The following is a 14,235-nucleotide window of genomic DNA, read 5'->3' on the forward strand; positions in this document are numbered from 1 at the left end:
GAGGGGCCGGCCCGGAGACGTACTCTCCGAACCGGCCCCGACGCATGTCCACGGGTGGTCACTCCCCGTAGCCACTCGCGTTCCGCCTGCCGATCAGTCCTCGTAGGCGTCCATCGGCGGGCAGGAGCAGACGAGGTTGCGGTCGCCGTAGGCCTGGTCGATCCGGCGGACCGGCGGCCAGTACTTGTCGGCCTTCGAGACACCGGCCGGGAACACGGCCTCCTCGCGGCTGTACGCGTGCTCCCAGTCGCCTCCGAGCGCGGCGGCCGTGTGCGGCGCCCCCCGCAGCGGGTTGTCGTCGACGGCCCACTCGCCGGAGCCGACCTTCTCGATCTCCGCGCGGATCGCGATCATCGCGTCGCAGAACCGGTCGATCTCGCCCAGGTCCTCCGACTCGGTCGGCTCGATCATCAGGGTGCCGGCCACCGGGAATGACATCGTCGGAGCGTGGAAGCCGTAGTCGATGAGGCGCTTGGCGATGTCGTCGACGCTGACACCGGTCGCCTTGGTCAGCGGACGCAGGTCGATGATGCATTCGTGCGCGACCAGACCGCCGGGGCCGGTGTACAGCACCGGGTAGTGCGGCTCCAGACGCTTGGCGATGTAGTTGGCGGAGAGCACGGCCACCTGCGTGGCGCGCTTGAGACCCTCGCCGCCCATCAGCCGGACGTACGACCAGGAGATGGGCAGGATGCCCGCCGAGCCCCAGGGCGCGGCGGAAATCGGACCGACGCCCGTCTCGGGGCCGGCCTCGGGCTGCAGCGGGTGGTTCGGCAGGTACGGCGCCAGGTGCGCGCGGACGCCGACCGGGCCGACGCCGGGACCGCCGCCGCCGTGCGGGATGCAGAACGTCTTGTGCAGGTTGAGGTGCGAGACGTCGCCGCCGAAGTGGCCGGGCTTGGCCAGACCCACCAGGGCGTTGAGGTTGGCGCCGTCGACGTAGACCTGGCCGCCGGCCTCGTGCACCTGGGCGCAGATGTCGGCGACGTGCTCCTCGAACACACCGTGCGTCGAGGGGTAGGTGATCATCAGCACCGACAGCTCGTCGCGGTACTGCTCGATCTTGGCACGCAGGTCCTCGACGTCGATCTCGCCGTCGTCGGCCGTCTTCACGACGACGACCTTCATGCCCGCCATCACGGCGCTCGCGGCGTTGGTGCCGTGCGCGGAGGAGGGGATGAGGCAGATCGTGCGCTGGTCGTCGCCATTGGCGCGGTGATAGCCGCGGACGGCCAGCAGACCGGCCAGCTCGCCCTGCGAACCGGCGTTGGGCTGCAGCGACACCTTGTCGTAGCCCGTGACCTCGGCGAGCTGGTCCTCCAGCTCGTGGATGAGCGTGAGGTAGCCCTGGGCCTGCTCGGCGGGCGCGAAGGGGTGCAGCTGCCCGAACTCGGGCCAGGTGACCGGCTCCATCTCGGTGGTCGCGTTGAGCTTCATCGTGCAGGAGCCCAGTGGGATCATGCCGCGGTCGAGCGCGTAGTCGCGGTCGGAGAGCCTGCGCAGGTAACGCAGCATCGCGGTCTCGGAACGGTGCTGGTGGAACACGGGGTGGGCGAGGTACTCGTCACCGCGCAGCTGAGCGGCCGGCAGGGTGTCCTCCGCGCTCGCGTCCAGCGCCTCGACGTCGCCGTCGACACCGAACGCGCTCCACACGGCCGCGAGCTGCGCGCGCGTGGTCGTCTCGTCACATGAGATCGACACGTGGTCGGCGTCCACGCCGTGGAAGTTGACGCCGAGGTCGCGGGCACGCTCCACGACGGCGGCGGCGCGGCCCGGGACCCGCACGGTGAGGGTGTCGAAGTACGCGCCGTGCACGACCTCGACGCCGCCGGCGGTGAGCCCGGCGGCCAGAACCGTGGCGTAACGGTGGGTGCGCCGCGCGATGGTCCGCAGGCCGTCGGGGCCGTGGTAGACGGCGTACATGCCGGCCATCACGGCGAGGAGCACCTGGGCCGTGCAGATGTTGCTCGTCGCCTTCTCGCGACGGATGTGCTGCTCACGCGTCTGCAGAGCGAGGCGGTACGCCTTGTGCCCGTCGGCGTCCACGGACACACCGACCAGACGGCCGGGGAGGCTGCGGGCGAACTTCTCGCGCACCGCCATGTAGCCGGCGTGCGGTCCGCCGAAGCCCATCGGGACACCGAAACGCTGCGTCGTGCCGACGGCGATGTCCGCGTCGAGCTCGCCGGGCGAGGTGAGCAGCGTGAGGGCGAGGAGATCGGCGGCGACGGTGACGACAGCACCCAGCGCGTGCGCCTGCTCGATCAGCGGCTTGATGTCGCGTACGGCACCGGAGGCGCCCGGGTACTGGACCAGCACGCCGTTGATCTCGCGCCCGGCCAGGTCGGCCGGGATGCCGTCGCCGAGGTCGGCGACGACGACCTCGACGCCGGTCGGCTCGGCGCGGGTCTCGATGACCGCGATCGTCTGCGGCAGCGCGTCCGCGTCGACCAGGAAGAGGCCCTTCTTGTTCTTGCCCATCCGGCGGGACAGCGCCATCGCCTCGGCGGCGGCGGTGCCCTCGTCGAGCAGCGAGGCGCCCGAGGTCGGCAGACCGGTCAGCTCGGCGACGACGGTCTGGAAGTTCAGCAGGGCCTCGAGACGGCCCTGGGAGATCTCCGGCTGGTACGGCGTGTACGCCGTGTACCAGGCAGGGTTCTCCATGACGTTGCGCAGGATCACGGGCGGCGTGAACGTGCCGTAGTAACCGAGGCCGATCATCGAGCCGAGCACCTGGTTGCGGTCCGCGAGGGAACGCAGCTCGGCGAGCACCTCGGACTCGGTGCGCGCGGCCGGCAGCTTCAGCGCCTCGGCGTTCTTGATCACGTCCGGCACCGCGGCGGCCGTCAGCTCGTCGAGCGAGCCGTATCCGACCTGCGCGAGCATCTTGGCCCGGGCTTCGGAGTCGGGCCCGATGTGGCGCTGCTCGAAGGGGATTCCCTGTTCGAGCTCGGAGAGCGGAATGCGATGGGCGGTCATTGCGGAGGCCTCCTGGTCTGACGCGACCTTCGAGGGGTACCCCGGCACGGGTACCCCGACGGCCTCCCCCTCTGTCATCTCAACCTGAGAGCTTCACCGGTCCGTCCACTGACGTCCCGGCTTTCACCGTCGGTGAGGGCGGAGGCCATCGACACCCGCCCTGCTTTCCAGAGTGACCTCGTCCGTGCGGTACGTGGGCCTGAGAGATTCCGGGGAGGAGTTGCTCCTTCGGCGCCTCCGGTGAAGTCTGGAGGACTCTCCCGCACGGGATCAGCAGCCGTTGGCCAGCCTACCAGCGGGGACAAGACACCCGCCTTCGAGTGGCCGCCCGCCCGAATGTGCTCTTTTGTAGTGCTTACGGATGTACTGCTTACGGATGAGTTTGCGACCACGTGGAGGGACCGTGCAGACCGACATCGATCCGCGCAACCTGATCGGCCGCAAGGCGTTCGACCGCAAGGGCACCAAGATCGGCACCATCGACGAGGTCTACCTCGACGACGCGACCGGGGTCCCGGAATGGGCGGCCATACGCACCGGCCTGTTCAGCAGGGACGCGTTCGTTCCCCTGGAACCCAGTGAGGTCGTCGAGGGGACCCTGCGCATTCCCTTCGACCGGGCCCTGATCAAGGACGCCCCCGACTTCGGCGTCGGCCGGCACCTCTCCCCCGAGCAGGAGCTCCAGCTCTACCACCACTACGGGCTCGACGTGGCGTCCCCTGCTCCGCCGCCGGACCGTGACTTCGGCCGGCTCGCCGGATCCGAGGACACCTGATCCCCGGGGCCCTGGACCACCCGGGCCGCCGGGTCGGACTCCGGCGCCCCTGCCTCTGACGCCCATGGCTCCACGTCCGCCGGCGTCGGCCCGGACTCCTCGGGTCTCCGCTCCACCAGGGGCAGCGGATCCGCCGGCTCCAGTCGCGGATCGTCCGTCCGGAAGGTCCGCACCCGGCCCGGCTCCGAGTACGGCGTCTCGAACCGCACCGTGACCCGCCCCAGACCGCTTCCCTGCACCCATCCGTACCCGAACTCGGCATGCCGGACGTCGTGCCCCGCGGACCACCGCCGCTCCGCGGGCGGTTCCTTCCCGCCCGCGGGACCCGTGTCCGGCTCCGCCCGGGCCCGCTCCGCCGCCGACGGCTCCGCCGCTGCCACCGCCGCTGCCACCGCCTCGGCCTGCGCCTGCGCCTGGGCCTGCGCGAACAAGTCCTCCTGCGTGTAGTCGGCGAGCCCGGAGACACCGACCCCGAGCAGCCGCACACCCCCGGTCGTGTCCACGCCCTCCAGGAGCCGCGCGGCGGCCTCCTGGACGACCGCGGGGTCGTCCGTGGGCCCCCGCAGCGTCTCGGACCGGGTCAGCGTCGAGAAGTCGTACCGGCGCACCTTCAGCACGATGGTCCGCCCCGACAGCCCGGCCCCGCGCAGCCGCCGCACACAGCGGTCCGCGAGCCGCTGCACCTCCAGGCCGACGCGGACCCGGTCGTGGATGTCCACGTCGTAGGTGTCCTCGACCGAGACCGACTTGGTCTCCCGGTCGGACACCACAGGCCGGTCGTCGCGCGCCAGCGCCATCGCGAACAGCGCGTGCCCATGCGCCTTGCCCAGCAGCCGTACGAGCTCGTCCTCGCCCGCCTCGGCGATCTCCCCGACCGTGGTGATCCCGGCCCGCCGCAGATGGTCCCCGGTCGCCGGCCCGACGCCCGGCAGCGTCCGCACGGACATCGGCCCCAGCAGCTCGCGCTCGGTGCCCGGGTCGATCAGCACCAGACCGTCGGGCTTCGCCTGCTCCGAGGCGATCTTCGCCAGCATCTTGGAGGCGGCGAGCCCCACCGATCCGGTGAGCCCCGTGACAGCTCTGATGTCCGCCCGCAGCTTCGCCCCCGCCAGCCGCGCCGAGCGCTCGTCCCAGGCCGTTCCGCCCGCCTCCAGGTCCACGAACGCCTCGTCCAGGCTCAGCGGCTCCACCAGCGGCGACAGGGCCCGCAGCAGGCCCATCACCTGGTCGCTGACCTCGCGGTAGAGCCCGAAGCGCGGCACCAGATACGCGGCGTTCGGCGCGCGACGGCGTGCCTGGGCCATCGGCATCGCCGAGTTCACCCCGAAGACCCGGGCCTCATACGAGGCGGTGGAGACGACTCCGCGCGGCCCGAGCCCGCCCACGACCACGGCCTTCCCCCGCAGACTCGGCTTGGACGCCTGCTCCGCCGAGGCGAAGAAGGCATCCATGTCGAGATGCAGGATCGTGGGCGCGTTTCTCACATGTCCGATGCTGCCCTACGCCACTGACAATGCCCCGGCAACGCCGGGGCATCACGTCATCGGAAGCGCTCCGGTCACACGGCCCGGTTGCGCCTGCGGGCCAGCTCGTCGGCGGGATTGTGGGCGAGGAGCGTCTCCCCGGTGTCCACCCGCTCCCCGTGGAGCTGCGACAGGGCGCTCTCGACGTCCCGCCACACCACGCCCACGGCGATGCCGAAGACGCCCTGTCCGCCCTGCAGGAGGGCGTGGACCTCGTCGGGAGAGGTGCATTCGTAGACCGTCGCGCCGTCGCTCATCAGCGTCATGCGCTCCAGGTCCTGGAAACCACGCTCTCTGAGGTGCTGGACCGTGGTGCGGATGTTCTGCAGCGAGACCCCGGTGTCCAGGAATCGCTTGACGATCTTCAGAACCACCACGTCACGGAAGCTGTAGAGCCGCTGCGTCCCCGACCCGTAGGCCGGTCGCACACTGGGCTCGACCAGACCGGTCCGCGCCCAGTAGTCCAGCTGCCGGTAGGTGATGCCCGCGGCGGCACACGCCGTGGGTCCCCGGTAGCCGACCTCCTCGGGAACAACCCCTCCCTCGTCGGACACTGCCGCCGGCCGCCGCGGAACGTGATCGGCCGCGCTGCCATGGTGGGGACGCCCCCTGCTCGAGTCGAGCCGAGAGCTTGGGGGAGGGTACGGGCCGCTCTCCCCCAGACCGTGTCCGGGGGCACCCCCAGCCGTACCGTCGCCGCTGCTTCTCACGCCGACCTCCGTCCTTGACCTGCCTTCTCGACGGTAGGCAGTCACCAGGGGCGCGTCAACGATCGCCACACTCGGCACGCCGAGTGATAATCACCCAAGGAGTGGTTTGCCGTGTCCTACCGCGGGGAAAGGCTAGCCGAATGCGCTCGGCGCGGGCCGCGGCACACCACACGCGCCACGGGCAAATGCCGACGAACCGACTCCCGCGCCGCCGGCCTCACTGACTGTTGGTGCCGAAGTCCTCGGGCGAGATCTGGTCGAGGAACTCGCGGAACTTCTCCACCTCGTCCTCCTGCTCGTCCGGGATCGCGATGCCCGCGTCGTCCAGCACCCCGTCACTGCCGTAGATCGGCGTTCCGGTGCGCAGGGCGAGCGCTATGGCGTCAGAGGGACGCGCGCTGACCTCGACCCCGCTCGCGAAGACGAGCTCGGCGTAGAACACACCCTCACGAAGGTCCGTGATCCGTACTTCGGTGAGCTCCTGGCCGACCGCCTCCAGCACGTCCTTGAACAGGTCGTGGGTCAGCGGTCGTGCGGGGGCCATGCCCTGCTGGGCGAAGGCGATCGCCGTCGCCTCCCCCGGTCCGATCCAGATGGGGAGGTAGCGGTCGCCTCCCACTTCACGCAGAAGCACGATCGGTTGGTTGGAGGGCATTTCCACCCGGACACCTACGACATCGAGCTCGTTCACACAGCAACCCTAGGCCGTGCCCGGGACGTTTGGGTAGTCGGGCACGGAACGGGAGGCCGATCCACCGGCGGCGACGGTGCCCCGATCAGGGCAGTCGCACGCCCAGCGCGGTCTGCACGAGCGCCGCGTGCAGCTTCACGGTGAGCCCCGCCAGCTCCTTCGCACGGGCCTCCGCGTGCGCCCGGGTCTGCGGGTTGCGGTGGCGCCGCAACGGGGCCACCACCTGATCCACGAGGCCCGCGTCGCGCTCCGCCGCCGCCTTCATCGCCCGGAGGTGGCGCGGTTCGATCCCGAACCGGCCCAGCTCCATGACGAGCGCCGCGACGGTCACCGCCTCGGCGTCGTACACACCGTCCGGCAGGGGGCCGATCAGGCCGTACGACTCCCACTCCTCGAGTTCCTGCTCACCGATCTCCGCGGCGGCCAGCAGCTCCGCACGACCCACCCGGGCCACGGTCGGCCCCTCGGGCTCGCCGTAGAGCTCTCCGAGGGGTTCTCCGTCACCGGAGTCGCGCTGGCGGCCCACAGCGGGCAGACGCACCTGCTCACCCCGCTCCAGGGCGTCCAGGTGCTCACGGATCACCTTGAGCGGGAGGTAGTGGTCGCGCTGCATCCTCAGGACGTGACCGAGGCGCTCGACGTCGATCGCGCTGAACTTGCGATACCCCGACGGGGTCCGCCGGGGCTCGACGAGCCCCTCCGACTCCAGAAATCTGATCTTGGAGATGGTTACTTCGGGAAACTCGTCGCGCAGCTGGCTCAGCACCGCGCCGATGCTCATCAGACCACTGTCCGCGGCGGTGCCGCTGCCGGCACCGCCGCTCGGTGTTTGAAGCATGGACATTCCCTCGGTGTCCCCCCGGACGGAGTTGGGGGAGGGTCAGACGCCCCGCTGGCTCGCGTAGAACACCAGCCGGTACTTTCCGATCTGCACCTCGTCACCGTTCGACAGGGCGACCTGGTCGATCCGCTCCCGGTTGACGTACGTCCCGTTCAGGCTGCCGACGTCGGCGACGGTGAACGAACCGTCCGCCACGCGACGGAACTCCACATGACGGCGCGACACGGTCACGTCGTCGAGGAAGATGTCGCTCTGCGGATGACGCCCGGCCGTGGTCAGGTCACCGTCCAGCAGGAAGCGGCTGCCCGAGTTGGGCCCGCGGCGCACCACGAGGAGCGCCGAGCCGAGAGGCAGCGCGTCGACCGCCGCCTGCGCCTCCGGGGAGAGCATCGGGGACGGAGTCTGGCCCGTCACCTCGGCGTCGTAGGCCTCGATCCCGGAGATCGAGATCGTGGACGTCGTCTCGGAGGGGCGCTCAGCGCCGCCCCGCAGCGGGGCACCACAGTTGGAGCAGAACCGGCTGTTCTCCGCGTTCCGGTTCCCGCACCTCGTACACACCAGGGCCGACATGGACGGATCCTCCTGCCGCGGCTGCCCACCAGGGGCTTGGGACGCATACGGATCGGAGGCGAACCCTCCACCCGAGCTTGAGGCTGACGGTTCCCCGAAACCTATGCGGCCGGACTGGGCAGGGTCAACAGACGGCGCGCCGGGACCACCGGCACCCCCGACCTGGTCACGGAACAGCGGGCGGTCGCCGCTCTGGGCCTCCGCCCCGTCTCCCTGGCGCGGTGCACGGTGGCGAGCGGTCGCGTTGTCACCGCTGCCCTCTCGCGTGCTCTTGCCGAACAACTTCGCAAACAACTTCACGGGCGATTCCCCTTGACCGAAACAGACCCGCCCGTGGGGCAGGACGAACACTGAATGAACACACCGGTCGACCCGGACATCCTCACAACGTCCGTATCCACCAGACAGTTTCCACCACGCACCACCCATTCGGTGCGCCGACCCCCCGCAACCTCATGCCCTCGCCCGGCGGACCTCATGCGACCCACCTCACGGGGAGGACGACCGAGCGTAGTCAGGCCGCTCCGCCGGTCGCAAGGCGTCCACGACGATCTTCGTCGAACGCTCCACCGTGACGGTGGCCTGCTCCTTCTCCAGCGTCTGCACCACACCCCCCGGAATGTTCAGCGCCGGCTCCAGATCCTGCGGCTTGCCGATGACCTTGAAACGATACGGCTGGGTGATCTTGTTCCCGTCGACCTTCACTCCGCCTCCGGAGTCGGCCAGATAGGTACCGGCGACCACCCGCACTCCGTTCACCTGGATCGCCTCCGCGCCCGCGGCGCGCAGCTCCTGGATCGCGTCGAGCAGCATGTCCGCCTTGACCGTCCCCTTCGTGTCGTCGATCGTCAGCGTGATGCCGGGACCCTGGGCGGCCACGGTGCCCGCGAGGATGCCGAGTTGCTTCTCCTTCTCGACCGTCTGCTTGCGGGCCTCCTCGGCCTGGTCCGAGCTGTTCTCCAGTTCGGTCCGCTGGTCCTCGAGTCCCTGCTTCTCGTCTTCAAGACGCTGAGTGCGGTTGTCGAGTTCATCGAGGATGCGTACGAGATCCTCCTGGCGCGCTCCGCGCAGGGCGCTGTCTCCGTCGCTGTTGGACGCCACCTGGACGGCGAGGCCGAAGCCGAGGCCGAACAGCAGCACGGCGACGATGAGTTGGGCCCGCGAGACGCGCGGCGGCCACAGCCCTTCGGCCAGCCGCCGGCGACCTGCGGACGACGGCCGGGCGCTCTGCACCGGCTGTGCGGGCTCGGAGCTCTCCGCGGCGGCGGGGACCTCGTCCGGCAGCTCTCTGCGCAGCGGGTTCTCGGGGGTCTCGTCTTCGTTGCTCATCGGCCTCACGCCCGGAACACGTGCCGGCGGATCGCGGCGGCGTTGGAGAAGATGCGGATACCGAGGACGACGACGACACCCGTGGAGAGCTGGGCGCCCACTCCCAGCTTGTCGCCCAGGAAGACGATCAGCGCGGCGACGACCACGTTCGACAGGAATGAGACCACGAAGACCTTGTCGTCGAAGATGCCGTCGAGCATCGCGCGCAGGCCGCCGAACACGGCGTCGAGCGCCGCGACGACGGCGATCGGAAGGTACGGCTCGACAACCGCCGGAACCTCGGGCCGGACCAACAATCCAGCCACGACTCCCACGACGAGGCCCAGTACGGCGATCACGATGTGCCCTTCTCTGTGCTCGGCTCTGCTGTACGTACGATCACACTCGGTGCTGCGGACAACCGGACGTCGTCCTCGGCGGAAATGCTGGTCCGGATGCCGTAGTTCTCCTGCAGGGCGTGCAGGTACAGCCCGTCGGTGCTGTCCTGGAACCTGGTGCTGAGTCGCTGGCCGTCCCCCACCGCGAGCACCGTGTACGGCGGCACCAGCGGCTTGTTGTCGACCAGTATCGCGTCACCCGCGGCCCGGATGGCGGACAGGGCGGTCAGCCGCTGTCCGTTGACGGAGACGGCCTCGGCGCCCGACTCCCAGAGCCCGTTGACCACGCGCTGCATGTCACGGTCCCGCACCCGTCCGGTGTCGGAGAACCCCGACGTCTCCCGCGGGTTGGTCCCGTCGCCGCCGGTGCTGGCTTCCTTGGCGTCGTTCACGACGAGCTTCACGCCCGGGCCGTGCACGTCGGTGGCACCCGACAGGATGCTCACCAGGTCGGCCTGCTCGCCGCCGGTCTTCTTCAGGGCTTCGCGCTGGCGTGCGCTCACGTCGGAACGCAGCGTGTCGACGTTCTTCTCCAGCTTGTCCGCGGCCGAGGACTCGCGCTCGATGCGGTCGATGAGTTCCTGGCGCTCCTTGGCGACGACCGGGGCCGCTATCCGCGCGTTCGCGGCTCCCACGGTGACCACCAGCGCGGCGAGCACCAGGCCCGCCGCGAGTCCGAGCTTGGCCCGCAGCGTCTTCGGCAGACCCCCGTCGCCCTCGGCCTGCTTGCGGGCCGCCGCCTCGGCGTATCCGTCGTCGAGGCTGTGGTCCATGACATTGGTGAGCAGCGACATGGAGGCGTCCGGGCGCGAGGGGCGCGGAGCGCTGCTCCGAACGGGGGGCTGCTGCGGCATGCCGCACATCGTCGCACGTCGCGGGTGCTACCTCCGAATGGCCCCACCGGCGTGCCGGACAGGCCCCCTTGGGGGCACTTGTCCGACACGCACGGGTGAAGGATGTTTCAGCGGCCGGCGCTGTCCACCACGGCCGCCCACTCGTCGAGCAGAGCCTCGGCGGAGGTGTCGTCCGGACCCTCGGCCCACAGGTGCGTGACCGCTTCGGCAGGGTCGGGCAGCACCATGACCCAGCGTCCGTCGGCCTCGACGACCCGCACGCCGTCCGTGGTGTCCACGGAGCGGTCTCCCGCCTCCTCCACGACCCGGCGCATGACCAGACCCTTGACGGCCCACGGTGTGGCGAGGTCCCGCTTGAGGACATGCGCCCGCGGAATCCGCGCGTCGATCTGGCTGAGCGTGAGCTGGGTACGCGCCACGAGACCGATGAGCCGTACGAACGCGGCCGCGCCGTCGAAGACGCCGCTGAACTCGGGAATGATGAACCCGCCACGCCCGTCGCCACCGAAGATCGTGGCTTCCTCACGGCCGACCCGGGTGAGGTCGTCGGGCGACGTCGTCGTCCACTCCACCTGTGTGCCGTGGTACGCCGCCACCTGCTCGGCGATCCGTGTGGTCGTCACCGGCAGTGCGACGCGGCCGCTGCGCCGCTCCGCGGCCACCAGGTCGAGCATGACGAGCAGGGCACGGTCGTCCTCGACGATGCGCCCCTTCTCGTCGACGAGCGAGAGCCGCTCACCGACCGGGTCGAAGCGGATGCCGAACGCGGCCCGCGCCGACGCGACGATCTCGCCGAGCCGGACGAGACCGGCCCGCCGCGACTCCGCCGTCTCCGTCGGCCTGGACTCGTCCAGGCCGGGGTTGATGGTCAGCGAGTCGACACCGAGCTTGCCCAACAGGCTCGGCAGCACGAGCCCCGCGCTGCCGTTGGAGGCGTCCACGACCACCTTGAGACCGGACTCGGTGATACCCGTGGTGTCGACGTTGCGCAGCAGCGACCCGGTGTACGAGTCGAAGACGCTCGCCGGGAAGTGCAGGTCCCCGATCTCGCCGGGGAACGCCCGCCGGTACTCCTGACGGGAGAACACCCGGTCCAGCTTCCGCTGCCCTCCCTGGGAGAGGTCGGCGCCCTGCTCGTCGAAGAACATGATGTCGACGGAGTCGGGCACTCCGGGCGTCGTCCGGATCATGATTCCGCCCGCACTGCCCCGGGCCGTCTGCTGTCGTGCCACCGGCAGCGGTACGTTCTCCAGGTCGCGTACGTCGATGGCGCTGGCCTGGAGCGCGGAGATGACCGCCCGCTTCAGGGCGCGGGCACCTCTGGAGTGGTCGCGGGCCGTGGTGACCGTGGACCCCTTCTTCAAGGTCGTCGCGTACGCGCCGGCGAGACGTACGGCCAGCTCGGGCGTGATCTCGACGTTGAGGATGCCGGAGACACCGCGGGCGCCGAACAGGTTCGCCTGGCTGCGGGACTCCCAGATCACCGAGGTGTTGACGAACGCGCCGGCCTCGATGGTCTTGAACGGGTAGACACGCACGTTGCCCTGGATGATCGACTCTTCGCCGACGAGGCACTCGTCGCCGATCACCGCGCCGTCCTCGATCCGGGCGGCCCGCATGATGTCGGTGTTCTTGCCGATCACGCAGCCGCGCAGGTTGCTCTGCTGACCGATGTACACGTTGTCGTGCACGACGGCACGGTGCACGAACGCACCGCTCTTGACGACGACGTTGGAGCCGATCACCGTGTGCTCGCGGATCTCGGCGTTCGCCTCCACCTTGGCGTAGTCACCGATGTACAGCGGCCCGCGGAGGACGGCGTCGGGGTGCACGTCCGCGCCCTCGGCCACCCATACGCCCGGAGATATCTCGAACCCGTCGAGTTCGACGTCGACCTTGCCCTCGAGGACGTCGGCCTGCGCCTTGACGTAGCTCTCGTGGGTGCCCACGTCCTCCCAGTAGCCCTCGGCGACATAGCCGTAGATCGGCTTGCCTTCCTTCATCAGCTGAGGGAAGACATCGCCGGACCAGTCGACGGAGACGTCGGCGTCGACGTAGTCGAAGACCTCGGGCTCCATGACGTAGATGCCCGTGTTGACCGTGTCCGAGAAGACCTGGCCCCAGGTCGGCTTCTCCAGGAAGCGCTCGACCTTGCCTTCCTCGTCCACGATCGTGATGCCGAATTCCAGGGGATTGGGAACGCGCGTCAGACAGACGGTGACGAGCGCGCCCTTCTCCTTGTGGAATGCGATGAGTTCGGTGAGGTCGAAGTCGGTGAGAGCATCACCGGAAATGACGAGGAAGGCGTCGTCCTTCAACGCCTCTTCGGCGTTCTTGACGCTCCCGGCAGTACCGAGTGGCTTCTCCTCATTGGCATAGGTCAGCTCCATGCCGAGCTCTTCACCGTCACCGAAGTAGTTCTTGACCAGCGAGGCCAGGAACTGCACGGTGACGACTGTCTCGTTGAGCCCATGCCTTTTGAGCAGCCTGAGCACGTGCTCCATGATCGGGCGGTTCGCCACGGGCAGGAGCGGCTTGGGCATGCTTGAGGTCATAGGGCGAAGGCGTGTGCCTTCGCCGCCGGCCATCACGACGGCCTTCATGTCGGAAGCGTCCTCCTCTAAGAGACGACGGTACAGCCGACTTCACCCGTCCTGATTGTCCCGCAGTTCTCGAGCGGGGGCCATCGGGGCTCTGCAGCAGGCGCCCAATCGGGCCGAGCTCAATCGGTCATCGCGTCCGCTCGGACCAGCCGGCGGACCTGCACCACGTAGAGGACTCCTGCCCACCAATAGAGGGTTGTACCCCATCCGGCGAACGCCCATCCGAAAATAGCGCCGACTGTCGCGATCCAACCGTTGGCGTCACTGAGCAGCAGCAACGGGAAGGCGTACATCAGGTTGAACGTGGCCGCCTTGCCGAGGAAGTTCACCTGTGGCGGCGGATAGCCGTGTCGCCGGAGGATGCCGACCATGACGAGCAGGACGAGCTCGCGTGCCAGCAGCGCGGCCGTCAGCCAGAGCGGCAGAATCTCGCGCCAGGTGAGACCGACGATCGTCGACAGGATGTACAGCCGGTCAGCCGCGGGGTCCAACAACCGGCCGAGGCTGCTGATCTGGTTCCAGCGCCGGGCGAGCTTTCCGTCCAGGTAGTCGCTGATACCGCTGAGCATGAGGACGAGCAGAGCCCAGCCGTCGCTCTTGGGGCCACCGAACTCCGGCCTGAGGATCAACCACAGGAAGATGGGGACGCCGACGAGGCGCGCCATGCTGAGGATGTTCGGGATGGTGAGGACCCGGTCCGTCTGGACGCGGGTCTCCTGGACCTCCACCCGGGGGCCTCCTGTGGGAAACGAGCCAACGATGCCCCCTGACCTTACCCGCAGGCTGCTCGCACCAGCGCAGAGGGGTCGGGGCGTCAGCGAAAACGCCGTCGGAAAACAAAAAAGCTCCGGCTCTCAGAATCGAAATTCTGAGAGCCGGAGCTCTAATATTAGTTCGGCGGCGTCCTACTCTCCCACAGGGTCCCCCCTGCAGTACCATCGGCGCTGTGAGGCTTAGCTTCCGGGTTCGGAATGTAACCGGGC

12 protein-coding genes, 1 rRNA gene and 1 riboswitch are annotated in these 14,235 nt (G+C 69.3%); of the genes, 1 reads left to right on the forward strand and 12 read right to left on the reverse strand.

Translation table 11 applies throughout. From position 1 onward, the window contains the following. Nucleotides 1–93 precede the first annotated feature (93 nt). Nucleotides 94–2,979 (reverse strand): aminomethyl-transferring glycine dehydrogenase, encoded by a 2,886-nt coding sequence (gcvP, locus tag ABZT74_RS28040; protein ID WP_356439089.1) that lies wholly within the window; start codon nucleotides 2,977–2,979, stop codon nucleotides 94–96. A 177-nt stretch (nucleotides 2,980–3,156) separates the two neighbouring features. Beyond that, nucleotides 3,157–3,252, reverse strand: a riboswitch (glycine riboswitch). Between the two features lie 130 nt (nucleotides 3,253–3,382). Here gcvP and ABZT74_RS28045 point away from each other — a divergent pair. Continuing rightward, entirely contained in the window at nucleotides 3,383–3,754 is a 372-nt protein-coding gene (locus ABZT74_RS28045; protein WP_356167592.1) for a PRC-barrel domain-containing protein, read from the forward strand. Here ABZT74_RS28045 and ABZT74_RS28050 read toward each other — a convergent pair. The 11 genes from ABZT74_RS28050 to rrf all read right to left on the reverse strand — a co-directional run. Beyond that, nucleotides 3,676–5,238, reverse strand: a complete 1,563-nt coding sequence (locus ABZT74_RS28050; protein WP_356439092.1) for a DNA polymerase IV — start codon at nucleotides 5,236–5,238, stop codon at nucleotides 3,676–3,678. The two genes, ABZT74_RS28045 and ABZT74_RS28050, sit on opposite strands and share 79 nt — an antisense overlap. Nucleotides 5,239–5,312: 74 nt before the next feature. Then, entirely contained in the window at nucleotides 5,313–5,939 is a 627-nt protein-coding gene (locus tag ABZT74_RS28055; protein WP_355867440.1) for a MerR family transcriptional regulator, read from the reverse strand. Between the two features lie 265 nt (nucleotides 5,940–6,204). After that, nucleotides 6,205–6,678 carry a bifunctional nuclease family protein gene (locus ABZT74_RS28060; protein ID WP_006123076.1) on the reverse strand — a complete coding sequence of 158 codons (474 nt, stop codon included), beginning with the start codon at nucleotides 6,676–6,678 and terminating at the stop codon, nucleotides 6,205–6,207. Nucleotides 6,679–6,763: 85 nt separating this feature from the next. Continuing rightward, nucleotides 6,764–7,516: a MerR family transcriptional regulator gene (locus ABZT74_RS28065; protein ID WP_356439096.1), complete on the reverse strand. Its 753-nt coding sequence runs from the start codon at nucleotides 7,514–7,516 to the stop codon at nucleotides 6,764–6,766. Nucleotides 7,517–7,558: 42 nt separating this feature from the next. Next, the gene (locus ABZT74_RS28070) at nucleotides 7,559–8,518 is read right to left on the reverse strand and encodes an FHA domain-containing protein (protein ID WP_355867375.1); all 960 of its coding nucleotides are present in this window, start codon (nucleotides 8,516–8,518) and stop codon (nucleotides 7,559–7,561) included. Between the two features lie 60 nt (nucleotides 8,519–8,578). Further along, on the reverse strand, nucleotides 8,579–9,418 hold the full coding sequence (locus ABZT74_RS28075) for a DUF881 domain-containing protein (protein WP_356167584.1): 840 nt from the start codon (nucleotides 9,416–9,418) through the stop codon (nucleotides 8,579–8,581). A 5-nt stretch (nucleotides 9,419–9,423) separates the two neighbouring features. Then, a complete protein-coding gene (locus ABZT74_RS28080) occupies nucleotides 9,424–9,756 on the reverse strand; it encodes a small basic family protein (RefSeq protein ID WP_003988855.1) in 333 nt (110 codons plus the stop codon). After that, nucleotides 9,753–10,658, reverse strand: a complete 906-nt coding sequence (locus ABZT74_RS28085) for a DUF881 domain-containing protein (protein ID WP_356439100.1) — start codon at nucleotides 10,656–10,658, stop codon at nucleotides 9,753–9,755. The genes ABZT74_RS28080 and ABZT74_RS28085 overlap by 4 nt, the downstream gene beginning before the upstream one ends. A 98-nt stretch (nucleotides 10,659–10,756) precedes the next feature. Continuing rightward, the gene (locus tag ABZT74_RS28090; RefSeq protein WP_356167581.1) at nucleotides 10,757–13,252 is read right to left on the reverse strand and encodes a mannose-1-phosphate guanyltransferase; all 2,496 of its coding nucleotides are present in this window, start codon (nucleotides 13,250–13,252) and stop codon (nucleotides 10,757–10,759) included. A gap of 119 nt (nucleotides 13,253–13,371) precedes the next feature. Then, a complete protein-coding gene (locus ABZT74_RS28095; protein WP_356167578.1) occupies nucleotides 13,372–13,980 on the reverse strand; it encodes a CDP-alcohol phosphatidyltransferase family protein in 609 nt (202 codons plus the stop codon). 164 nt (nucleotides 13,981–14,144) lie between these two features. Next, nucleotides 14,145–14,235, reverse strand: a 5S ribosomal RNA gene (rrf, locus tag ABZT74_RS28100); the annotation flags it as partial.

The sequence above is a fragment of the Streptomyces sp. NPDC005302 genome (assembly GCF_040607345.1).
In the GTDB taxonomy this organism is placed as follows: domain Bacteria; phylum Actinomycetota; class Actinomycetes; order Streptomycetales; family Streptomycetaceae; genus Streptomyces.

Coding starts and splice junctions, on each gene's coding strand:
- gcvP (WP_356439089.1), bottom strand. CDS start 2,979: ATGACCGCCCATCGCATTCCGCTCTCCGAGCTCGAACAGGGAATCCCC.
- ABZT74_RS28065 (WP_356439096.1), bottom strand. CDS start 7,516: ATGCTTCAAACACCGAGCGGCGGTGCCGGCAGCGGCACCGCCGCGGAC.
- ABZT74_RS28070 (WP_355867375.1), bottom strand. CDS start 8,518: ATGGGTGGTGCGTGGTGGAAACTGTCTGGTGGATACGGACGTTGTGAG.
- ABZT74_RS28075 (WP_356167584.1), bottom strand. CDS start 9,418: ATGAGCAACGAAGACGAGACCCCCGAGAACCCGCTGCGCAGAGAGCTG.
- ABZT74_RS28085 (WP_356439100.1), bottom strand. CDS start 10,658: ATGTGCGGCATGCCGCAGCAGCCCCCCGTTCGGAGCAGCGCTCCGCGC.
- ABZT74_RS28090 (WP_356167581.1), bottom strand. CDS start 13,252: ATGAAGGCCGTCGTGATGGCCGGCGGCGAAGGCACACGCCTTCGCCCT.